The 23,277-nt window shown below is 70.9% G+C and carries 16 protein-coding genes; 9 read left to right on the plus strand and 7 right to left on the minus strand.

Annotation, left to right across the window (positions count from 1 at the left end):
* Positions 1-68: 68 nt before the first annotated feature.
* Positions 69-2,222 carry an MMPL family transporter gene (locus NE358_RS14735; protein ID WP_289939683.1) on the minus strand — a complete coding sequence of 718 codons (2,154 nt, stop codon included), beginning with the start codon at positions 2,220-2,222 and terminating at the stop codon, positions 69-71.
* Between the two features lie 72 nt (positions 2,223-2,294).
* Positions 2,295-5,642: a 3-keto-alpha-glucoside-1,2-lyase-like domain-containing protein gene (locus NE358_RS14740; RefSeq protein ID WP_289939685.1), complete on the minus strand. Its 3,348-nt coding sequence runs from the start codon at positions 5,640-5,642 to the stop codon at positions 2,295-2,297.
* A 461-nt stretch (positions 5,643-6,103) separates the two neighbouring features.
* Here NE358_RS14740 and NE358_RS14745 point away from each other — a divergent pair, with 461 nt between their 5' ends.
* The 3 genes from NE358_RS14745 to NE358_RS14755 are packed head-to-tail and all read left to right on the plus strand — an operon-like array spanning position 6,104 to position 7,988.
* The gene (locus NE358_RS14745) at positions 6,104-6,712 is read left to right on the plus strand and encodes a hypothetical protein (RefSeq protein WP_289939687.1); all 609 of its coding nucleotides are present in this window, start codon (positions 6,104-6,106) and stop codon (positions 6,710-6,712) included.
* Positions 6,709-7,731, plus strand: coding sequence for a WxL protein peptidoglycan domain-containing protein (locus tag NE358_RS14750; RefSeq protein WP_289939689.1), 1,023 nt, complete (start codon positions 6,709-6,711; stop codon positions 7,729-7,731). The genes NE358_RS14745 and NE358_RS14750 overlap by 4 nt, the downstream gene beginning before the upstream one ends.
* Positions 7,728-7,988: a hypothetical protein gene (locus NE358_RS14755; RefSeq protein WP_103208369.1), complete on the plus strand. Its 261-nt coding sequence runs from the start codon at positions 7,728-7,730 to the stop codon at positions 7,986-7,988. Before NE358_RS14750 ends, NE358_RS14755 begins: the two co-directional genes overlap by 4 nt.
* Here NE358_RS14755 and NE358_RS14760 read toward each other — a convergent pair.
* Positions 7,936-8,913 (minus strand): DMT family transporter, encoded by a 978-nt coding sequence (locus NE358_RS14760; protein ID WP_289939692.1) that lies wholly within the window; start codon positions 8,911-8,913, stop codon positions 7,936-7,938. The two genes, NE358_RS14755 and NE358_RS14760, sit on opposite strands and share 53 nt — an antisense overlap.
* 71 nt (positions 8,914-8,984) lie before the next feature.
* Here NE358_RS14760 and NE358_RS14765 point away from each other — a divergent pair, with 71 nt between their 5' ends.
* The gene (locus tag NE358_RS14765; protein WP_289939695.1) at positions 8,985-9,908 is read left to right on the plus strand and encodes a LysR family transcriptional regulator; all 924 of its coding nucleotides are present in this window, start codon (positions 8,985-8,987) and stop codon (positions 9,906-9,908) included.
* Positions 9,909-9,981: 73 nt separating this feature from the next.
* Here NE358_RS14765 and NE358_RS14770 read toward each other — a convergent pair whose 3' ends face one another.
* Entirely contained in the window at positions 9,982-10,221 is a 240-nt protein-coding gene (locus NE358_RS14770) for a Sec-independent protein translocase subunit TatA (protein ID WP_141378100.1), read from the minus strand.
* 417 nt (positions 10,222-10,638) lie between these two features.
* On the opposite strand from NE358_RS14770, the gene NE358_RS14775 reads away from it, so the two are divergent.
* From NE358_RS14775 to NE358_RS14790, 4 genes are all read left to right on the plus strand, one after another.
* The gene (locus NE358_RS14775) at positions 10,639-14,172 is read left to right on the plus strand and encodes a PQQ-dependent sugar dehydrogenase (RefSeq protein WP_289939700.1); all 3,534 of its coding nucleotides are present in this window, start codon (positions 10,639-10,641) and stop codon (positions 14,170-14,172) included.
* Positions 14,173-14,306: 134 nt separating this feature from the next.
* Complete coding sequence (locus NE358_RS14780; RefSeq protein WP_116239702.1) at positions 14,307-15,287, plus strand: sugar phosphate isomerase/epimerase family protein; 981 nt, start codon at positions 14,307-14,309, stop codon at positions 15,285-15,287.
* A 17-nt stretch (positions 15,288-15,304) separates the two neighbouring features.
* On the plus strand, positions 15,305-16,576 hold the full coding sequence (locus NE358_RS14785; protein ID WP_289939705.1) for a hypothetical protein: 1,272 nt from the start codon (positions 15,305-15,307) through the stop codon (positions 16,574-16,576).
* A gap of 75 nt (positions 16,577-16,651) precedes the next feature.
* Complete coding sequence (locus NE358_RS14790; protein ID WP_499318012.1) at positions 16,652-17,833, plus strand: COG1470 family protein; 1,182 nt, start codon at positions 16,652-16,654, stop codon at positions 17,831-17,833.
* Between the two features lie 286 nt (positions 17,834-18,119).
* Here the strand turns inward: NE358_RS14790 and NE358_RS14795 are convergent, their stop codons facing one another.
* From NE358_RS14795 to NE358_RS14805, 3 genes are all read right to left on the minus strand, one after another.
* Positions 18,120-19,301 carry an ROK family transcriptional regulator gene (locus tag NE358_RS14795; RefSeq protein WP_103208612.1) on the minus strand — a complete coding sequence of 394 codons (1,182 nt, stop codon included), beginning with the start codon at positions 19,299-19,301 and terminating at the stop codon, positions 18,120-18,122.
* 99 nt (positions 19,302-19,400) lie between these two features.
* Complete coding sequence (locus NE358_RS14800; protein WP_103208353.1) at positions 19,401-20,450, minus strand: ABC transporter permease; 1,050 nt, start codon at positions 20,448-20,450, stop codon at positions 19,401-19,403.
* A complete protein-coding gene (locus NE358_RS14805; RefSeq protein WP_103208351.1) occupies positions 20,447-21,922 on the minus strand; it encodes a sugar ABC transporter ATP-binding protein in 1,476 nt (491 codons plus the stop codon). Before NE358_RS14805 ends, NE358_RS14800 begins: the two co-directional genes overlap by 4 nt.
* Before the next feature lie 299 nt (positions 21,923-22,221).
* Between NE358_RS14805 and NE358_RS14810 the strand changes: the two genes are divergently transcribed.
* A complete protein-coding gene (locus tag NE358_RS14810; protein WP_103208348.1) occupies positions 22,222-23,271 on the plus strand; it encodes a substrate-binding domain-containing protein in 1,050 nt (349 codons plus the stop codon).
* Positions 23,272-23,277: the final 6 nt, after the last annotated feature.

Consider the following 23,277-nt stretch of genomic DNA (forward strand, 5'->3'; position numbering starts at 1 on the left):
GTGCGGCGGCACGCGCGGCGGCCCGAAGCGGCGCGGAGCGCGAGACGGTGCCGCTCGGCGCCGAGGCGTCAGCGGGAGGAGGTCTCGAGGCTCGGGAGCCCCTCGGGCATCACGAGGGGGCCCGAGCGCACGCCCGGCCACCAGTTCGCGCGGCCGAGGAGCGTCATCAGAGCGGGAAGAAGGAGCCCGCGCACGACCGTGACGTCGAGGATCACGGCCACGACCATCCCCACCCCGATCTCTTTCATCGCCACGAGCTCGCCGAACGCGAAGCCGAGGAAGACGATGCAGATGGCCACGGCGGCCAGCGTCACCACCGGACCCGTGCGGGCGATGCCGTGGCGCACGGCCTCGGCGTTCGCGGACCGAGGGTCGGCGAAGAGGTCGCGCGCGCGCCAGCGTTCGGTGATGCGGGCGAGCAGGAACACCTCGTAGTCCATGGTCAGGCCGAAGGCGAGGAGTCCGATGAGCAGCGGCGTGGTGACATCGAGCGTGCCCGTCGGCTCGAACCCGAGCAGGGGCGCGCCCCAGCCCCACCCGAAGACGGCGGTCAGCACGCCCAGGGTCGAGGCCACGGTGAGGCCGGCGAGCACGAGCGCTTTCGCCGGCACGACGACGGAGCGGGTGAGGGCGAACAGCAGCGCGAAGCTGGCCGCGGCGACGATGAAGAGCGCCCACGGCAGGCGCGAGGCCAGGTGGTCGCGCGTGTCGATGAGCGAAGCGGCGGGACCCGTGACCTCGAGCGGCACCGGGGAGTCCAGACCGCGCACCGCGTGCACGAGGCTCTGCGCCGCCGGCCCCGTCGCACTGTCGCCGGTGGGCGTGAAGGCGACCGCGGTGACCTCGGGCGGCAGGCCCTGGACCACGTCGGCGTCGGCGACCTCGGGCAGGGCGGCGATCCGATCGAGGACGCCGGTGACCGCGGCATCCCGGATCGTTCCATCGAGGACGACCGTGACGGGCTCGATCCCGATCCCGGTGAAGCCGGTCGTCGTCGCCTCGTACGCCCGGCGCTCCTCCGCGGCCGCGGGGAGAGAACGGATGTCGGAGTCGTCGAGGGCGAGGGATGCCACGGGAGCGGCGAACAGCATCAGCAGAGCCGCGGCGGCGACGGCGGCGACGCCCGGGCGCCGTTGCGCGAAGCGCGTGGAACGAGCGAGCACGCCCTCGCGCGCGGCGCGACCGGCCCAGGGGCGAGCCCAGCTGCGCGCTTCGGCGGAGGGGAGGGCGCGGTGCAGGAGCGAGAGCGTGGCGGGAACGAGGGTGAGGCCCGCGAGGGTCGAGATGACGACGACCACGGCTCCGCCGAGCGCCATGCCCGACAACAGCGGGTCGCCGAGCGCCAGGATGCCGACGAGGGCCACCGTCACGGCGAGACCCGACACGAGCACCGCGCGACCGGCGCCGGCGACGGTGCGGGCGATCAGCTCGTCGAGGGGGACGGCGGGGTCGGCGGTGCGTTCCTCGCGGAGGCGCAGCACCACCAGGAGGCTGTAGTCGACCGCGAGGCCGAGCCCCAGGATCGTGACGACGTTGACCGCGAACTCGTTGACGTCGACGACGCGGGTGAGCAGGCCCAGGACCGCCAGCGTCGGGGCGATCGCCGCGAGGGCGGCGACCACGGGGATCATCGCGATGCGCAGCGACCCGAGCGCGAGGGTGAGCAGCACGACGAGGACGAGGATCGCGGCGCCCTCACCGAGGGCGGCGTCGGCGGTGGCGCGGTCGACGAAGGCCTCTTCGGCCAGCAGAGGGCCACCGACGAGTACCTCGGGAGCGTCGATCCCGTGCAGCAGGTCGGAGACGGCGGATGCCGTGGCGACGGCCTCGTCGCCGCTGAGGCCGACGGCCAGTTCGACGACGACCAGCGACGAGCGTCCGTCGTCGCCGATCGCCCCGCCGGCCGTGTAGGCGTCGGTGACCTCGGCGACCCCGGGCAGGGAGCGGATGGACGACATCGCCGCGGTCGCGCTGTCGCGCAGCGTCGGGGAGAAGAAGTCCTCCCCGCGGAGGACGGCGGTGACGATCTCGCCCTCGGGGTCGAGGGCATCGAGGCGGTCGCTCGCGCGCAGTGACTCGCTCCCGGCGGGAGCGTCGGCGACCGAGACCGTGCGGTCGAAGGCGTCGCCGGCGAGGGCACCACCGCCGACGACCAGCACTGCCCACACGAGGAGGACGAACAGGCGATGCCGGCTGACGCGGCGACCGAGGGAGAACAGCATGGGGAACCTCTGGGACATGAGGGAGCGCCCCCGGCGACGGACGCGAGTCCGCCGCCGGGGGCGCCGGGGGGATCAGCCGCAGCTCTTGGCCGCGTACGAGGCCGTGGCCTCTCCGGTGCGACCGTCGCCGGTCGCCGACACCGTCGCTTCGCCGGCGGGGACCGAGACGGCACGGGTGGTGAAGGTGTGGAACACCGTCGCCCCGGGCTGGACGGCGGGGATGACCCGCTCGCCCCACGCCGTCGTGAGGGTCACGTCGACCGGCACCGTGTCGGTGTTGGTCGCGCGCACCGTCAGCGTCGCCTTCTTCGCCATGCAACGGACCTCGGCGGAGGCCGTCACCGCGAGGGGTGCCGGCTCGTCGATGTCCATGACCCGGACGTTGCGGTACGACACCGCTTCGCCGCCGCCGTGGTTCTGTAGGCCGATGAAGCCCTGCGAGAGGTCACGCGCGGGGTCGGTGCTGGTGAAGTCGTTCACGAGCGTGCCGTTGAGGAAGATCTTGATGGTCTGTCCCTTCACGACGATCTCGTACGCGTTCCACGAGCCGACGGGCTTGAGCGCAGCCTCGACCGCCGCGGCATCCGCACCCTGGAAGGTGTAGATCGCACCGGTGGTGCGGTCGGCGGCGTCGGTGGCGTCGATCTGGATCTCATAGCCCTGGTTGACCGCGACCCACGGGTCGTTCTGCGGGTCGGGGAAGCCGACGAAGACGCCGCCGTTGTGATCGGCGATGAGCTTCCAGTCCAGCTTGAGGCTGTACTCGTTCAACTCCTGCGCCTCGTGCCAGAGCAGACCCATTCCCCCCTCGCCGCGGATGCTGCAGTCGTTCTGTCGACCGAAGCCCCCGGGGCCCGCCATGCGCCAGCCGGCGTTCAGGCTCTCGAGAGTGCCGTCGAACAGCGAGCGGTACCCGTCCTCGACCTGCGCCGGAGCGCAGATGTCGGCGGTGCCGATCGAGAGGACGTCGACGTTGATGTTGCCCTTGTTGCCCGACTCGTACTTCAGCGCGATCGTGTTCGCCCCGGCGACCAGCGGCATGTCACGCGTGATCGTGGCCCAGGTCTTCCAGTCACCGGTCGAGGGGAAGTCCCACTTGCCGAGGTTCTGGCCGTTGACGTACAGGTTCACATCCTTGGTGCCGGGCGCGGGGTTCGGCCCGTTGGAGTAGCGCACGTTGACCGGAACGGTGCCCGCGGCTTCGGCGTTCACCGTGAACTCGAACGCGGAACCGGCCTGCCACAGGCCACCGGCGAAACCGGCACCCGAGTAGCCGCTGTGCTCCACGTCGAACTTGGCACCGCCGATCAGGCGGGCCTCTTCGGCCTCGTACCAGCCCTGGTCGGCCGGCGAGACGTAGCCCGGCAGGGAGTTGAGCGTGTACCAGGCCTCGGTGCTCCACAGCTTGTCGCCACTGGCGGCGGCGAAGGGCTGCGGGGAGCGCAGGTGCACGACGCGGCCCTGCTTGAGACCGTCGAAGGTCACTGTGACCGTCTTGCGGTCGGCGGATGCCGTGGCGCTCGTCAGCGAGAGGATCTCTTCGTCGACCTTGGGACCGCCGTAGGTGGAGGTCGGCAGGTAGCGCCACTGCTCGGCGCGGTATGCCGTGGCGAGGTTCGCCACCGTCTCGTCGGACAGGGGCTGGGTGTACTCGATCTCGAAACCGCCCTCGACGACCTTCATCGAGGTCATGTCGAACGTGTTCTGCGTGGTCTTCGGGACGAGCTTCTGCAGGCCGTAGGTGAGCTTGCCCGCCTCGCCCCAGTTGCCGCCCTCACCCGTGCCGCCGATGTAGAGCGACTTGTCGGGGCCCTCGATGACGCGGTTCACGCCGACCTCGAAGCCCGCGGAGTGGCGGAACACCGCCCCCTGGAACTCGCCGTCGACCTTTTCGAGGAAGGCGCGCTGCAGGCCGCCGTAGGTGACGTCGCCGAACATCATCTGGCCGGCGAAGGGGCCGTCCTTCAGCATGATGGGCGTGCTCGGCGAGTTGCCGATCTCGTTCTGCGGGATCCACACCACCGGCGGGGTCACCGGGTTGGCGTCGAAGGGCCCGGCGGGGTTCGTGTAGTGGTTGAAGAACCGGTCCTGCTTGATGTTGACGAGCTTGTTCGCGGGCAGCCAGGCACCCTGGTTGTCCATCGCGAACAGTTCGTTCTCGGGGCCGAAGGCCACGCCGTTGGGCGTGCGGAGACCCCCGGCGACGTAGCTGATCGCTCCGGTGGCCCGGTCGATCTTCACCGAGGTGCCGCGGTTCTTCGCGGGCTGCGGGTTGGTGGTGGCCCCGCCGTTGTCGATCGCCACCGAGAGGTTGACGTAGAAGTTGTCCTCGTCGTGGATCAGGCCGAAGGCGAACTCGTGGAAGTTGTTGCCCGAGGGGTACTCCGCGACCTTGCGCTTCGTCTCGTACGAGCCGTCGCCGTTCGTGTCGCTGAGCTCGGTGAGCTGGTAGCGCTCGGAGACGTAGATCTTGTCGTCGATGACATCGATGCCCATGGGGTTGAGCAGACCGCCGGCCGCCTCGACGACGGTGACGTCCTCGGGGCCGTCGGCCGCCTGGGCGCCCTTGAGCACGAAGACCTTGCCGGGGGTGGAGGTGTCCCACCCGCCGGAGTTGACCGAACCGGTGGTCAGCACGGCGAGGTCGCCGTTGCCGAGGAAGGCCAGACCCGAGACCTTCGGGGTGAAGCCCTCGGGGCGCAGGTTCACGAGCGTGTAGTCGGGGTTCACGGCATCCAGGCGCAGACCGTCTCCGGCGGAGTCGGTGCTGCCCTCGCAGTACTTCGTTCCGGGGGCGGTCACGCGGACGACGCCCGCCTCGGTGCTGAGCACGTCGTTCGGGATGACGGTGAAGCTCGACGAGCCCGGGGTCTTCCACTCCACCGTGAGTTGCTGGCCGTTGGTGGCCTCGAACATCTCGACGAAGAGGTCGTGCACGCCCACGTCGAGCGTGACGGTGCCCTCGACGGATTCCGCTCCGTGGAGGCCGTCGTTGTCGATCAGCTGCGTGCCGTCGAGCGTGAGGCGTGAACCGTCGTCGCTCGTCAGGCGGAAGACGTACTGACCGGGGGTGCTGATGGTCAGGTTGGCCAGGGCGTGCGTGATGAAGTTGTCGCCCGCGCCGAACTGCTCGTCGGTGCTCCAGTCGATGGTCGACATGAGCTTGTCGACGTTGGGGGTCTGACCCGACTTGAGCGTGCAGAGCTCGGTGAGGGGCGGGGTGGAGTACGTGCGAAGCGTCACCCCCGGTTCTTGTTTGGGCAGGTCCGCCGGCGTATTGACGGCGGGGGCGACGGCGGCACCGGCGGGCAGGATCGCTCCTGTGGCCACCAGTGCTCCGCCCAGGAGACCGGCCGCGAGGGTTCTCGCGACGCGGGTGCTGCGCCGGCGGGGGCCGGACAAGACAGCGGGTACGGGCATCATTGCTCCTTCGGATCAGCGGCGGGGGTGACGGCGTCCGCTCGGACCGCACAGGTCGCCCTCGACCGTGGTCACTGTAGGAGTCTTTTGTCGATACGTCTACAAAACCTGACTAATTTGCGTGAAGAACTGCTGAAATTTGGCCCGCGCACGGCCCACCGAAGACAGTAGCGCCCGCGAGACGTACCAAATTTCCCGATGAGGGCAACAAAAGAACGAATGAGAAGCAGTCCGAGCACTGCGCAACTTTTGCTTGACGACCCGCGGAAGCCGCACTACTGTCGCAACGAACCCGCAGAACCGACCCGTGACAGCGCCGCCACGAGGCTCCCCCGAGTCCGCCGCACCCGCTCGAAACGACGGCATCCCACGTTCACCGATCGGCTGGACGCCGGTCGTCCCGACCACCCGCCGGCGCCCGCCGACGACTCCACCCCTCGCGGTGGAAGAACGGAGCACCCATGTCCCCCACCTCCCGTCGCGGCCTGTCGGCCCGCATCGGAGTCGCAGCCCTCGGCGTCGGCATCCTGGCCGCCGCGGGTAGCGGCAGTGCCTTCGCGGCCGACGAAGACACCGTCGACGTGCAGGTCGAGATCGCCCCGGCGGCCGAGCCCGGAGTGCTCGCCCTGACCGTCGCCGGTGAGGCCACCGCCCTCACGGAGGGAGAGCCGTCGGGAACCGACCGCACCTTCACCGGCACCCTGCCGACGGTCACCGTCACCGACACCCGCCTGGCCGAGAACGTCGCCCCCGAGGCGTACTGGTACGTCATGGGCGCCATCAGCGACTTCACCGGCACCGCAGGTCAGCCCGCGATCTCGTCGGCCGACAGCTTCGGCTGGTACCCCACCATCGTCGCGGGCGACAGCAGCCTCGTGGCGCCCGGCGACGACGTCGACCCGGGCATCGGCGGCTTCGTCGACGCCGAACTGCTCGCCAACGCCGACACCTCCGCCGCCGCCGCGGGCGGGTCGTATTCGGCCTCGGCGGGCCTGTTGCTGCAGACCCCGGCCACGGTCGCACCCGGCTCCTACTCGGCCACCATCACCCTGACCCTCCTCGAGGGGTGAGCGTCACGATGAGGACGACGGTCGCGCGAGGAGGATCCGCCACCCTGGCGGTGCTCTTCGGGGCCGCGGCCGCACTCGTCTCGGCGCCTCCCGCCACGGCGGACGACGCCGCCGACGCGGCGGTCACCTGGTCGGTGACCCCGGCCTCAGCGGAGGGGGCGGACGGCCGTCGCGTCATGCAGGTCGAACTCGATCCGGGTCAGCGGACGACCGAGCACCTCGCGGTCAAGAACTTCAGCGAGCGCGAGGCGACCTTCGCCCTCACCGCGGCGGACGGCTACTACACCGAGACCGGGCGCTTCACGATGCTCCCCGCCGACCGCACCTCGGTCGACGCGGGCACCTGGATCACCGTCGAACCGTCGGTCACCCTCGCCCCCAACGAGACGCGGATCGTCGCGTTCGAAATCGCGGTTCCGAACAACGCCACCCCGGGCGATCACGCGGCCGGGGTCTCGGCTTCGGTTCGATCCACTTCCGCGGGGAACGACGGCACGAAGGTGGGCGTCGACAGCCGGGTCGGCTTCCGCGTCTCGACCCGGGTGACGGGCGAGCTCGCACCCGCGGTGGGCGTCGGCGAGGTCCGCGCGGAGTACACGCCGTCGTGGAACCTCTTCGCACCGGGGTCGCTGGCGTACTCGTACACCGCCGAGAACACCGGCAACACCGCCCTCGTCGTGACCGACGTGATCGATGGGGCCACCGGGGAACGCGGCGTGCTGCTCCCCGGGGAATCGCGTCAGGTGCACACCGAGGCGCAGCCCGCGTGGCCGACCTTCCTGCTCGCGAAGGACGTGACGGTGGATGCCGCGGTGCCCGACGCGACACTCACCGCGACCCCCGTGACGCACAGCGTCACCGTCTGGGCGGTGCCGTGGCTGCACCTCGCGGCGGCGATCGGGGTCGCCCTCATCGTCGCGGCCGTCGCCTCGGGTCGCCGTCGCTCGCGACGCCGCCTCGACGACCTCGTGGCGCAGGCGCGCGAAGAGGGTCGGCGCGAGGCGGTGACGCTCTCATGAGCGACGTCGTGTTCCTGAGCGCCGCCGTCGCCGACGACGGCGTCGGCGTGACCGTCGAGATCACCCCTCAGCCGACGGCCACCTGCACCGTGGACTGCTCCCCGCCGCCCGGCGCGGGCCCGGGATCCCCGGGCGGCGGGCTCGCCATGACCGGTGGCGACATCGCCTCGATCCTGCTCGCCGCGGCGCTCGTGGCCGCGGGACTCACGGCGACGGTGTGGGCGCGATGGCGGCGACCGAGGCCCGACCGGAACTGACCGGCTCGTCGCCGGCGCCGCCGCTCGCTTCGTCACGCGAGCGGCGATGTCGGCGTTCGATCGCCTGCCCCGCGTACGACGCGGCGATGATGAGCACGGCGCCGATCATCCCGGGCGCGCCGACCGCCTCGCCGCCGATGGCGACGCCCACGGCGAGCGCCCACACGGGCTCGGTACCCATGAGGATGCTCGCGCGGGTCGCCGAGGTGCGCCGCACCGCCCACAACTGCACCACGAACGCGAAGACCGAGCACAGCAGTCCGAGGAAGAGCACGTCGACCCATCCGGATGCCGAGAGCCCCGCGGCCGCACGCGGCAGGTCGGCGCCGGCCACGGCGGACGAGGCCAGGGCGCACACGACCAGTTGGACGAAGACGACGGCGAGGGTGCTGTCGTGTCGGCCGCGGGTGAGGTGCCCGCTCGCGGTGACGTGCACGGCGCGGACGACCGCCGCGGCGATGACGAGAGCGTCGCCCAGGTTGGGGGTACGGAGGCCGCCCTCTGAGACGAGCAGGGCCACGCCGACCACCGCAGCCACGGCCGCGGCGAAGTACGTCCGCGGGAGCCACGAGCGCGCGGCGACGCTCTCCAGCACCGGGGTGAAGACGAGGGCGAGACTGATGAGGAGCCCGGCGTTGGTCGCCGAGGTGAGGTGCACGCCCGCGGTCTCGAGCCCGATGATCGCCGCCTGCGAGCAGCCGAGCAGAGCGGCGATCGCGAGGCCGCGCCCCCGCGGCATCCGTTCCCGTCTCATCAGGCACAGGATGCCGAGGGCGATCGCGGCCACGACGAAGCGCAGCGCCACGCCGGAGGCGACGCCGGTCTCGGCCACCAGCTCCTTCGCGGCGAGGAAGCTGGCACCCCAGACCGCGGCGACCGCGACGAGGAGGAGGTCGACGACGATTTCGGGGACACGGCGGGCCATACGCCTACCGTCGCTGGCTGCAGACAGAAGATCAACGGGCACTTTCTTCACTGTGACGTAAGTTCTTCCTTATGGATGTGGCCCACCTGCGCCTGCTGCGCGAACTCCGCGACCGGGGAAGCGTGGCGGCCGTGGCGGCGTCGCTGCACGTCTCGGCGTCGGCGGTGTCGCAGCAGCTCTCGGCGCTCCAGGCGCACGTACCCGTTCCGCTGACCACCCGGCGCGGGCGCACCCTCGCCCTCACACCCGCCGGCCAGGCCCTCGCCGCCGCCGGCGCGCGGGTCGACGAGGCCCTGGTCTCGGCGCGAGAGGCCGTGGGGGCCTTCCTCGACACGAGCGACCGCCCGGTGCGCGTCTCGGCCTTCCACAGTGCCGCTCTCGCGCTCTTCGGGCCCCTCCTGCGCGAACTCGACGGCACGCCGCCGCTGCACCTCGCCGACGCCGACGTGGCGCACCGCGACTTTCCGGGACTGACCGCCGACCACGACATCGTCGTGGCGCACCGCCTCGCGCACGACGAACCGTGGCCCGTGGACCGTGTGGTCACGGTGCCGCTGCTCGAGGAGCCGCTCGACATCGCCCTGCCGGCCGAGCACCCGCTGGCCCGACGCGACGAGCTGCGCGCGACCGACCTCGTCGCCGAGAGGTGGGTGTCGGTGCACCCCGGATTCCCGCTCGCCGGGGTGCTCGATCATCTCGCCGCCCACGTGGGGCGCCCTCTCGAGGTCGCCCACCGCATCAACGAGTTCTCGGTGACGGCCGAGGTCGTGCGCGCCGGGGCGGCGATCGCCGTCATGCCGCGCACCACGACGACACCCCTCGCCGTCGATGGACTGGTGCTGCGACCGCTCGCGGATGTCGCCCTGGTCCGCCACGTGGACGCGCTGGCGCGACCCGACGCACTGGCCTACGCCGCGGTGCGGCGCGTGCTCTCGGCGCTGCGTACCGTGTCGGCGCGGGCGTCCGCACGCGTCGCAGGCGCCGACTCCGACTGACCCGCGGGGCGCGGCGCGACGTCGGGCGGCTTCACGGCGGCGCGGCGACGGGAACCCCCGCGTCCCGGAGCGCTCAGCGCGTCGGCGGCGGATCCGCGACGGCTGCTGCGGGCCGGGGGGCGGGGTGCGCCGGCGCGACCCCGGGGTCGAGCGGAACCTCGTCGTCGTCCTTCATCGCCTTCAGCTCGCCCTTGAACAGCCGGGCCGATCTGCCGACACTCTGGGCGAGGGCCGGCAGCTTGGCCGCGCCGAACAAGAGGACGATCACCGCGAGAACGATCAGCAGATGCCATCCGGTCAGTCCATGGAGCATGGGGCCTCCTCGGCCGTGTCGGCCGCTCTGCCGACGGGTGGGGGATCGGCGCTCGTCGCACCGTTCGGCGATGCTAGCCCGCGACGAAGGCAGACCACAAGACTCGCGTTAGCCGTTCTTTTGTTGTCTGCGCATTACGCATCTTTTGATTGACCTATGGAAAAACATCCGTCAAGATGACGACGAGCGACGTCCCGCACCACAGGACGCCTCATCCCCCCGAGGCTCGCCGCGCGAACCGCCCTGAGAGGCGATGATCGGCGACCCCTCCCACTCGACGAAGAGTAAGGAGCACGCACCGCGTGTGGCCGACCGCCACCGCATGAAGAGCCCGGGCCGCCACGACCAGCCGTTGAGACCGACTGAGTGGCGACCCGGTGAAAACAACTCGAACGCATTCACAGGAGCTGTTTCACGATGAACTCTACTTCTCGGCATCCGGTCGTCCGGTCCCGGTTGACGGCGGTCCTCGCGGCCACCGCGCTGGGCCTGGGCGCCATCGCCGCAGCGCCCGTCCCCGCCTTCGCGCACGACGGGCACGACCACGGCACGACCGACCCCGGGGGCGACCACGGCGACCCCACCGACCCCGGCACCCCCGACCCCGGCGACACCGGCGAGAACGGCGGCGCTCTGGACTGGAGCAACTACGAGCGCGTGCTGCTGACCAAGGACGTGGGCGAGCCCATCGACCTCGCGGTCCTGCCCGACAAGCGCGTGCTGCACACCGCCCGCAACGGCGACGTGCGCCTGACCGACCCGGCGACGGGCGTCACGCGCGTCACCAACACGCTCGACGTCTACGCCAACTCCGAGGACGGCCTGCAGACGGTCGCCCTCGACCCGAACTTCGCCGAGAACAACTGGGTGTACCTCGTGTACTCCCCGCGCGACGCGGACGGCGACGGCGTGGCCGACACCCCGGCGGGCAACTCCCCCAACACGCTCCCCGCGGGCGCCGACGAGTCGTACTGGGACCAGTGGGTCGGCGTGAACCGTCTCGCCCGCTTCCAGTGGAACGGAGACGCCCTCGACCTCGCGAGCGAGCAGGTCGTCCTCGACGTCGAGGTCCAGCGCGGGCAGTGCTGCCACGTCGGTGCCGACATCGGCTTCGACGGCGACGGCAACCTCTACCTGAGCACGGGCGACAACACCCCGGCATCCACCCCGGGAGCCAACGGCTTCGCGCCCAACAACGACGCCCCCGGGTACAACCCCGGCTTCGACTCGCGCCGCGGCGCCGGCAACACCAACGACCTGCGCGGCAAGATCCTGCGCATCCACGTCGAGGACGACGGCTCGTACACGATCCCCGAGGGCAACCTCTTCGCCCCCGGAACCGAGCTCACCCGCCCCGAGATCTTCGTGATGGGCGTGCGCAACCCCTTCCGCATCGAGGTCGACATCGAGACCAACTCGCTGTCGTGGGGCGACTACGGCCCCGACGCGACGAAGGCCGTCGCCGAGACCGCGGGCCGCGGACCCATGGGCCTGGTGGAGTGGAACGCCATCAGCCTCGACGAGCCGCAGAACGCCGGCTGGCCCTACGTGCACGCCGACAACCAGGCGTACAACGACTGGGACTTCGCCACGGCGACGCCGGGTGCGTTCTTCGACCCGGACAACCTCAAGAACGAGTCGCGCTGGAACACCGGTCTCACCGATCTTCCCCCCGCGCAGCCCGCGACCCTCTGGTACGGCGACAACCCCGGCGACCAGCCGTGGGACGAGCTGGTGAACTTCGGAGCCGGTAACGGCCAGGGCCCCATGGGCGGCCCCGTCTACCACTACGACGAGAACAACCCCTCGCCCACGAAGCTCCCCCAGCACTGGGACCGCAAGGCGTTCATGGGCGAGTTCTCGCAGGACTACATCGCCGCGTTCACGCTCGACTGGGACAGCTTCGAGGTCAGCGCGATCGAGGACTTCCTGCCCAACGCCGCTCTGAGCACCCTCGGTCAGCCGCCGCACGACAACCCCATGGACGTGGAGATCGGGCCCGACGGCTCGATGTACGTGCTCGACTACGGCGACGGCTTCTTCCGCGCGAACCCCGATGCCGGTCTGTACCGCATCGACTACGTCGCCGGGAACAAGTCGCCCCAGGCCCGCTTCACCGCGACGCCCACCTCGTCGTCGCAGGCGCCCCTGACCGTCGAGTTCGACGCGTCGACCTCGACCGACCCCGACGGAGACACCCTCACCTACGAGTGGGACTTCGACGGCGACGGGGACTACGACGCCACCGGCGTCACCGCGTCGTACACGTACACCGAGCTGGGCAACTACAGCGCTCGCCTGCGCGTGTCCGACCCGGGTGGACGCTTCGGCCTGACCTCGCGCACCATCTCGGTGGGCAACCAGGCACCCGAGGTGACCGTGGCCTTCCCCGGCAACGGCGCGTTCTTCGACTGGGGTCAGGCGATCCCCTTCCAGGTGACGACGACGGATGCCGAGGACGGCGACGCCACGGACTGCTCGCGCGTGAGCTGGACCTACGGTCTCGGCCACGACGAGCACGCCCACCCCGAGGTCTCGGGCACGGGCTGCACCGGCGTCTTCCGCACCGACCCGAACTCGCCCGAGCACGGCCCCGGCGCCCTGCTCTACGGCGCGGTCGTGGTCACCTACACCGACGCGGGCGCCAACGGACTGCCGGCGGCCACGGGCGAGGCGACCGTTCGCCTGAACCCCAAGCTGCAGCAGGCCGAGCACGCGATCCGTCGCGAGGGCGTCACGACGTACGCCGACGCCGGCGCCTCGGGCGGAAACGCCGTCCGCGGCCTCGGAGCGGGCGACTTCCTCGCCTTCGACCCGGTGAACTTCGCCGGGATCGACGGCGCCGTAGTCCGCGCGAGCGGTGCGGGAGAGGTGCAACTGCGCTGGGGCGCGGCCGACGCCGAGCCCTTCGCGACCGCCACCATCCCCGCGGGGAACGGCTGGCAGGACGTCGAGATCGCCCTCGACGCCCCCGAGGGCACCGGAGCGCTCTACGTCACCTCGGCCGACGAACTCGCCGTCGATGCGCTGACGATGGTCGGCGACGGCGTCGGAGACGTCACACCCCCGACGGTCGCGCACACGCTGGCCCCCGCCACCCCCACGGGTGTCGGCGGCGTGTTCAACGAACCGGTCCGCTTCTCGGTGCAGGCCGCCGACAACGGCACGCTCGCGAGCGTCGAGTACTCCCGCGACAACGGCGCGACCTGGGTGACCCTCGCGGCGAACCAGCAGTACGGCGTCACGTTCGACCAGGACGGCGTCTACGACATCCGCTACCGCGCCACCGACACCGGCGGCAACGTCTCGGAGCTCGGTTCGGTGTCGTTCACGATCGACCTCGACGCTCTCGATGAGCCGACCGTCGACACCCGCACGCTCGTCTCGCTCGGCTCCCCGCGCGTCACCTACGGCGCCCCCGGCGACGTGACGGTGTCGGTGCGCGGAGAGGGCGGCGCCCCCACGGGCGAGGTCGTGCTGACGGTCGGCGAGACCGAGCTCGGTCGCGCGACGCTGGACGCGGACGGCAACGCCGTCGTCGCCCTCCCGGCGGACCTCCCGGTCGGCACGCACACCCTGCGGGCCACCTACGGGGCCGACGAGACCTTCAAGGGATCGGCCGGCATCGGTCGTCTCACGGTCTCGCAGGCGAAGTCGACGACCTCGGTCGCCGTCTCGCCGACGCCGGTCAAGCCCGCCGTGGCCGCCACCGCCACGGTCCAGGTGGCCTCGTCGACGGGCATCGTCCCGACCGGCGACGCCACGGTGACGATCCGCCGCAACAACGCGGTCGTCACCACCCTCACCGGCACGCTCGGCGCAGACGGCACCGTCCAGGTGACCCTGCCCAAGCTCAGCGCGGAGGGCACCTACCAGGTGCAGGCCTCTTACACCGGTTCGACCGGGATCGCGAAGAGCAGCGGCAGCGCGACCCTGACCGTCAAGAAGTAACACCCCGGTGGGGGTCGCGCACCGCGGCCCCCACCACCCCCACGGTCGTCCCCGGCCCCGGGGCGGACCCACCTCGAAGGAGAGTCATGAGTCACCACCACGACCACGCGCACCCCACGGTGCCGGATCGGCCCATGAGCCGGCGCACCCTGCTCAAGGCCCTGGCGGCATCGTCCGTCGCCATCGGCATCGGCGCCGCCGCCATGCCCGCCGCCGCCTCGGCATCCACCGCTCTCGGCGCCCGCGCCGCGGCGGCCGCTCCCCCGGTGAGCGCGGGCAAGCGCCTCGTCCCCGTCAACCGCATCGGCATCCAGCTCTACACCGTCCGCGACAAGGTCAGCTCGCTGGGCTTCCGTGCGGTGTTCGAGGAGCTGGCTCGCATCGGCTACTCGGAGATCGAGTTCGCGGGCTACACGCAGGGAGGCGTCGGCGCCATCACCCCGCAGGAGATCCGCCAGCTGCTCGACGACAACGGCCTGCGCGCGACCGGTGCCCACGTCAACCTCACCCCGGCCAACATCGACCAGCAGCTCGAGATCGCGCACGTGCTGGGCATGCCGCACCTGGGTCAGGGCGGGCCCATCGCCGGCGGGTACGGCGGACCCCTCGCCAAGGATGCCTGGATGCAGGCCATCGGCACGTGGAACCAGATGGGCGAGAAGGGGCGCGCAGCGGGAATCAAGCTCTACCTGCACAACCACGCCCAGGAGTGGGGTTTCACGACCGACACGAACGAGCGCATCTACGACCTGTACTGGGCCAACCTCAACCCCGAGACGGTGTTCTTCGAGATGGACGTCTACTGGGCGCACGTCGGGAAGCACCTGTACCCCGGGTTCGAGCCGATCGACTACATCAAGCGCGACCCCCGCCGCTTCCCGATCCTCCATCTGAAGGACGGCAAGCTCAACCCGAGCAGCGCCAACGGGTACGACATCGTCGAGTTCGGCGCCGGGAACATCGATTACACGGCGTTCCTGTCGCAGCTGCGCGACCGCGGCCAGCGCTTCGGCATGTTCGAACAGGACAACGCCTCCACGGTGCCGGTCAACCCCGGGGACTCGCTCGCCAACGCCGACCGCAGCTACGACAACATCGCAGCCCTGCGCGGCTGAGCGACGAGGAAGAACCGATGAACAGAATCACGAAACTCACCACCGTCGGACTCCTCGTCATCGGGGGCAGCGTCGTCGCCGTCCCCGCGTACGCGGCCGACCTCACCTGCACCGACGACCTGGGCAGCCAGACCGTCTCGGGAAACCTGATCGTCCCCGGCGGAGCGGACTGCGTGCTCGGCGGAGCGACCGTCGAGGGCGACATCGTCGTCGAGGCGGGCGGGTGGCTGGATGCCACCTCGGTCACCGTCACCGGAGACGTCGTCGCCACCGACGCGTACGGCGTCTCGCTCGACGGCACGAACGTCGCCGGCGACATCAGCGCCTACTCCGCCGACACCACGGTGGGCTTCCTCTACGTCAACGACCTGAAGGTCGGGGGCTCGGTGGAGGCCGGCGGCATCGACGTGGAGGTCGTCGACAGCGCGATCTCGGGCTCGCTGCTCACCCAGCGGGCGAACTACGTCGACGTCGTGCGCTCCTCGGTCGGCGCCGATGTGTCGGTCGACGGCTCGGGCTGGGGTGTGTCGATGACGGGAGCCGTCGTCAAGGGCGACGTCACCGTGAGCGGCAGCTCGCGCGACGTGCTCATCGGCGCCACCGCCGACGGCGGCTCCGACGCGTTCGCCAACTCGATCGGCGGGAATCTCTCGCTCACCGGGAACACCGCGAACCTGCGCGTGGCGAACACCACGGTGTACGGGGCTCTCGCACTCGACGGCAACTCCCCCGCCGCCGCGTTCGGTGCGGGCGTCCGCGCCGGCTCGACCACGGGCGACTACACGGGTGAGGCGCCGACCGCGCCTCCTGCCGGTGACCAGGCCATCGCGGTGACGGTTCCCGACCAGGGCTCGGGCGAGCTCACGTGGTCGATCGAGGGCACCTCGCGCCTGGTCGACCTGGGGGTTGCGACCGAGAACCTCGACCACTACGCCGCCTCCGGTGAGATCGCGCCGATCCGCGTGCAGGACACGCGGGCCGGCAACCCCGGGTGGTCGCTGACCGCTCAGGTGTCGAACTTCACCGCCGGCGGCCAGGAAGTGTCGAGCAAGTACCTCGGCTGGACGCCCGAGGTCCTCGAGACGCAGGGCGGTGCCGTCGCCGGCGCTCCCGTGCCCTCCGGCTTCGACAGCGGCCAGGGCCTGTCGGTCGCCCGCACCCTCGCTCAGGCGAACGACGGCCACGAGCGCGGATCCTCGCTCGTGGGCGCCGACCTGGATCTCAAGCTCCCGCTCGAGACCCCCCGCGGTACCTACACCGCGACCGTGACGCTGACCGCCCTCAGCTGATCCCCCCTCCTGCCGGGGTCGCGCTCCCCGAGAACGCGGCCCCGGCGGGACCCCTTCCACACGAAAGCCACGCCCATGTCCCCGGCGAAGACCTCCCCCCGTTCCCTCCGTACTCTTGTGTCGTTCCTCGCCGGCCTCGCGCTGCTGCTGGGAACCCCCGTCGCCGCCTCCGCGGCCGCCGCTCCTTCCGCCGAGACCACGGTGACGTGGAGCGTCAAGCCCGCCGACACCGCGCAAGGGCGCGACCGGCCCAACTACGCGTACGACCTGCTGCCCGGGGGGACGGTCGGCGACGCCCTGTACGTCGCCAACCGCAGCCCCCAGCCGATCACCCTGCGCGTCTACGCCGCGGACGGCTTCCTCACCGAAGACGGAGCCCTCGACATCCTCGCCGGAGACGCGGAGTCCACCGACCTCGGCAGCTGGGTCTCGATCGAATCGTCCGAGCTCACCCTCGACAGTGGCGCGAGCGCCGAGGTGCCCTTCACCGTCGCCGTCCCCGCCGACGCAGCTCCCGGCGACTACGCCGCCGGCATCGTGGCATCCATGCTCGTCACCGCCGACAACGGCACCGTCACCGAACGCCGTCTCGGCTCGCGCGTGCACCTGCGCGTGCAGGGCGCCCTCGCCCCCTCTCTCGCCGTGGGCGAGGTGGCCGTCGACTACCACGGCACCGCGAACCCCGCCGAGGCCGGCTCCGCCACCGTCACCTACACCCTGACCAACACCGGCAACACCCGCCTCGACCCGAACGTCGAGGTCGCCCTGGGCGGTCCCTTCGGCTGGGCGCGCGTGACCGCGGCCGACGACGCCCCCGAGCTGCTCCCCGGCAGCTCGCTCGAGCGCACCGTCGAGGTCGCCGGGGTCGTGCCCCTCGTGCTGCTCTCGGCCGATGTGACGGCGACCTCGCAGGTGGTCTCGCGCACGCTCGCCGGCGCCGAGCCCTCCACCCTCGACCCCCTCGTCTCGCAGGGCGCCGCCGCCACCGCCGCCGTACCGTGGACCGCGCTCGCGATCCTCGCCGTCATCGTCCTGCTCGTCGCCTGGCGCATCGTCGCGGCCCGGCGCCGCAGGGCCGCTCACGCGCGCGAGATCGCCGCCGCGGTGGCAGCCGCGCGGGCGGATGCCGCGGGGACGGATGCCGACGCGGACGCGGACGCCGGTCGCGAGACGGTGCCCGCGGGTGCCGTCGCCGAACCCGGTTCATCGAACGACGACGTCGGCCCCGCGACCCGCGCCTCGCGCCGGTCGCCCTGAGACCCGCTCGCGGCGTGGAGAGGGACACTCCGCGCCGCGAGCGACCCACGACGCCCGTCGTGCTGCGGCACGGTGGGCGTTGTTCGTGCCGCGGGCCCGCGTGCCGCGCGCACGACAGCGGACTCCACGCGATACGCCGGGTCGCCGGCATCCGGAACCGACGTGTCAGGGGAACGCTCCGCCGCTGGGTACGGGGCACCGGCCCACGGACCGTCGCGACCCGCGGCGAGCGCGGCGCGCTCGACAGCGGACTCCACCGCGATCCGCGGCGCCCCGCCCGCGCGGGTCAGGCGCGCAGGAACGCGGCGTTCAGCGACTCGGGCGCCAGGGCGTGCTCGACGGCGAGCATGCTCGCGCCGATGACGGCGGCCTTCTCGGCGGCGACCGACTGCACGATCGACAGGTATTCGGTGGCGAGGGGCGTGGAGCGGGTGTAGACGACCTCGCGGACTCCCGCAATGAGGTGCTCGCCGACGCGGGCCATGGAGCCGCCGATGGCGATGACCGAGGGGTTCATGAGGCTCACGCAGGTCGTGAGCACCTCGCCGATGTCGCGGCCCGCCTGACGCACGGCCTGGATCGCGTCGATGTTGCCGCGCTTGACGAGGTCGACCACGTCGGAGCCGGTGTGGGCCTCGATCCCCTGCGCGCGCAGGGCACGGGCGATGGCGGGGCCGGATGCCAGGGCCTCGAGGCACCCGCGATTGCCGCACTGGCACGGGATGTCGGCGCCGCGCGCGACCTGGACGTGGCCGATGTCGCCGGCGATTCCCTGGGCGCCGCGCTGCAGGTGGCCGTCGGAGATGATGCCGGTGCCGATACCGGTGGCCACCTTCACGAACATGAAGTGGTCGACCGCGGGCCAGGCGATGCTGCGTTCGCCCAGGGCCATGATGTTGACGTCGTTGTCGACGAGGACCGGGACGGGCATGTGCTGGTAGATCCAGCCCGGAATGTCGAAGCGATCCCAGCCGGGCATGATCGGGGGGTTCACCGGCTGGCCGGTGGAGTGCTCGACGGGCCCCGGAACGCCGATGCCCATCGCGGCGACGTCGGAGGCCGAACGACCGGACTCGGTCAGCAGTGCGGTCGCCGTCTCGACGAGCCAGGTCAGCACGGGCTCGGGGCCGGTGGCGATGTCGATCTCGCCGGTGCGCTCGCTGAGCACCTTGCCGGTGAGGTCGGCGATCGCGACGGTCGCGTGCGACGCACCGAGGTCGACGGCGACGACGACCTTGGCCGCGGGGTTGATGGCGAACTGCGACGGGGGTCGACCGCCGGTGGACACCGCGTCGGCGACGGGGGTGATGAGGCCCATCCGCATGAGCTCGTCGACGCGGACGGCGACGGTCGATCGGGCGAGGCCGGTCGACTTGGCCAACTCCGCTCGCGTACGCGGTACGCCGTCTCGCAGCAGCTGGAACAACTGGCTCACGCCATTGACCGACTGCACGGAATCTGTCGTCATCCTCTTCACGCCCTCAGTACACCATTAGTAGCAATGCATTCCATCCACATGCCGACGGCGACTACGCGAATCACGCAGCCGCCGTCGGCATAAGTGTCGTCAGCCCCGTCCCGGGGGACGGGAGAAGCGCTGCTGCAGGAGCACCGCGACCACGATGATGACACCTTTCGCCACCGCCTGGACGGAAGACGAGAGATTGTTCTGGATGAACACGTTCGACAACGTCGCGAAGATGAGGACGCCGAACACCGTACCGGTGATCGTGCCCCGGCCGCCGACGAGCAGCGTGCCGCCCACGACGACCGCCGCGATGGCATCCAACTCGTAGAGCTGACCGTGCGTGGACGTGCCGGCCGTGGTGCGGCCGAGGATCATGACGGCCGCGATTCCCGCGCACAGACCGGTGATGGCGTAGAGCCACATCGTGTGGCGGCGCACGTCGATGCCGGCGAGGCGCGCGGCCTCGCGATTGCCGCCGACGGCCACGGTGCGCCGACCGAAGGTCGTGCGGTTCAAGAGCACCCAGCCGAGGGCCGCGACGATCGCGAAGATCCAGATGAGGATGTCGACGCCGAGGATGTCGGCGTTCATGAAGGTGATGAAGCCGCGGTCCTGCACGACGAGCGTGCGACGCTCGGCGAGGATCTCGGCCAGGCCTCGGGCACCAACGAGCATCGCGAGGGTGGCCATGAACGCCACGACGTTCCCGTAGGCGATGACGATGCCGTTGATGAGGCCCGCACCGACCCCCACCGCGAGGGCGATGACGACCATGACGCTCCAGTGCAGGTTGTCGGCGAGATCCTGGACCGCGGCGAGGGTCGCGACGACCGAGGCGAGGCCCATGACGGAGCCGACCGACAGGTCGATGCCGCCCGCGATGATCACGAGGGTCATGCCGATGCTGATGACGCCGATGATCGAGGCCTGGCGGAGGATGACGAGCAGGTTGTCGACGCTGGTGAACGATCCGGGAGCGGTGACGGCGCCGACGATCACGATCACGAGCAGCGCGACGACGAGGCCGATGTTGCGACCGGCCGAGCCGGAGAGGAACCGGCGCCAGGCCGGCGCGGGAGCCGGAGCCGCGACAGCCCCGGTCTCTGTGGGGACCGTGCGCGCACGGGTCGGGGTGGTCTGCTCGCTCACGCGGCGGATCCTTTCATGACGAGATCGAGCACGCCGTGCTCGTCGATCTGGTGGGAGGGGAGGGTGCTCAGGATGCGGCCGTCGGCGACGACGAGGACGACGTCGGCGAGGCCGAGCACCTCTTCGATCTCGCTGGAGACGACGACGACGGCGTTGCCCGCGGCGGCGAGATCGCGGATGAGGGCGTAGATCTCGGCGCGAGCGCCGACGTCGACGCCGCGGGTGGGTTCGTCGAGCAGCAGCACCTCGGTGCCGTGCACGAGCCAGCGCGCGAGGAGGATCTTCTGCTGGTTGCCGCCGGACAGGGTGCGGGCGGGACGATCGGGGTCGGCGGGACGCAGTTCGAAGGCGTCGATCTGCTCCCGGGCGATCTTGCGGGCGGCGCGGTCGTCGAGGAAGCCGCCCTTGGCGAAGCGCTTCATCGAGGCGAGGGCGATGTTGACGAAGATCGGCTCGTCGAGGACGAGGCCCTGACTCTTGCGCTCCTCGGGGGACAGACCGATGCCGGCGTGCACGGCGGCTCGCACCGATCCGCGCGACAGGGTCTTCTCGCGCACGCGCACGGTACCCGCGGTCGCGCGTCGGGCCCCGTAGACGGTCTCGAGGATCTCGGATCGACCCGAGCCGACCAGTCCCGCCAGCCCCACGACCTCGCCGGCGCGCACCGAGAACGACACGTCGGAGAAGACCCCGTCCAGGCCCAGGCCCTGCACGTCGAGCACGACCGGAGCATCGGATGCCACGGGCACGCGCTCCGGGAAGACGTTGGCGACCTCGCGCCCGGTCATGAGCCGAATGAGCTCCGCCTTGGGGGTGTCGGCGGCGGAGAGGCCGACCGCGGTGGTGCGTCCGTCTTTCAGGACGGTGATGCGGTCGCCGATCTCGCGGATCTCTTCGAGGCGGTGCGTGATGTAGACCACGGCGATGCCGGCGGCGGTCAGTTCGCGCACGACCGCGAAGAGGTTCTTGACCTCTTCGGTGTCGAGCACGGCCGAGGGCTCGTCCATGATGATGAGCTTGATGTCGTGCGACAGGGCGCGGGCCATGCTCACGATCTGCTTGTTCGCGGCGCTGAGCGAGCCCACCTCGGTGTTCGGTGAGAGGGTGGCGTGGCCGAGGCGTCGCAGCAGCTCCTTCGTCTGGCGGGCGGCCTCGGCGCGCTGCGTGAAGCCGCCGCGGGCGAGTTCGTGGCCCAGGAAGATGTTCTCGGCGATGGTGAGGCCGTCGACGACGTCGAGTTCCTGGTACATCGTCGCGATGCCGAGCTCGATGGCCGCGTCGGGGTCGGCGATCTCGACGCTCTCACCGAGCCAGACGATCTCGCCCTCGTCGGGGCGGTGCACTCCCGCGAGCGTCTTGATGAGAGTCGACTTGCCCGCGCCGTTCTGGCCCAGCACGCAGTGCACCTCTCCGGCGACGATGTCGAGATCGACACCGCGCAGGGCGCGGACGCCGGCGAAGGACTTGGTCACGCCTCGGACGGTGAGTAATGACGACTGATGGTCAACTTTGATCACGCGGCGAACATAACACGCCGCCTCGTCGTCGCGCGACCCGAATCAGGCCCGCGAGCTCTCGCCGGCCTCCCGCGTGCACGCGATCCACTTCCCCGCGGAAAGACGTCGTGGCCGGACTTATGCAGATTGAAAAACAAAAGATGCTCACCTGGACGACACTTCTGCTAGCGTGAGCCGCGTCAGAGTGGACCCTTCCTTCCGGAATGACCCGGGGCCGCGATGACCCCAGCTGCATCACATTTCAAGGAGGAAACATGCGCTCACAGTGGAAGTCGCGTTCGCGACTCGTCCTGACCGGCATCGCCGTCGTCGCCTCGGTCGGCCTGCTCGCCGGTTGCACCGGTTCGGGCGGCGACAACGACAGCATCGTCGGCCAGGGCACCACGACCGAGGAGAACGCCGCCACGGGCGACACCGTCACCATCGGCTTCTCCGGCCCCGCCGCCGACCACGGTTGGCTCGGCGCCATCAACTCCGGTGCGCTCGCCGCCGCCGAGAGCTTCCCCGACGTCGACCTGAAGGTCGCCGAGGGCACGAACGACGTCAACGCGCAGATCGCCGCTGTCGAGACGTTCATCAACGACGGCGTGGACGCCATCGTGCTCCTGCCGAGCGACGGCGCCGCGCTCACCGAGGTCGCGATCAAGGCGATGAACGCGGGCATCCCGGTCATCAACGTCGACCGCGAGTTCTCGAGCCCCTTCGCCGCTCGTTCGACGATCCTCGGCGACAACTACGGCATGGGCGTCAGCGCCGGCACCTACATCTGCGAGCAGCTCGAGGGCAACAGCAACGCCATCGTCGGCGAGATCGCGGGCATCGACTCGCTGCCCCTCACCCAGGACCGCTCCGCGGGCTTCGCCGACGCTCTGTCGGACTGCGGCCTCAAGGTCGGGCCGCGCGTCGCCGCGGACTTCACCGTGCAGGGCGGCGAGGCCTCGACCTCGCAGCTACTGTCGGCCAACCCGAAGATCGACGCTCTGTGGAACCACGACGACGACCAGGGCATCGGCGTGCTCGCCGCCATCACGGCGGCCGGTCGCGACGAGTTCCTCATGGTGGGCGGCGCGGGCAGCCGGAACGCGATGGAGTCCATCCAGGCCGACGACAGTGTGCTGAAGGCGACGGTCATCTACCCGTCGACGCAGGCCGCCGACGGCATCGCGCTGGCACGCCTCATCGCCCAGGGCAAGACCGCGGGAGACCTCATCACGCCCAGCGTCCCCAACCGCATCGTGTTGGACGCCCCCGTGGTGACGAAGGACAACGTCGCGTCCTTCATCGACCTCGCGTTCCAGTCCTGACCGATC

The organism is Sphingomonas sp. G5 (assembly GCF_052660795.1).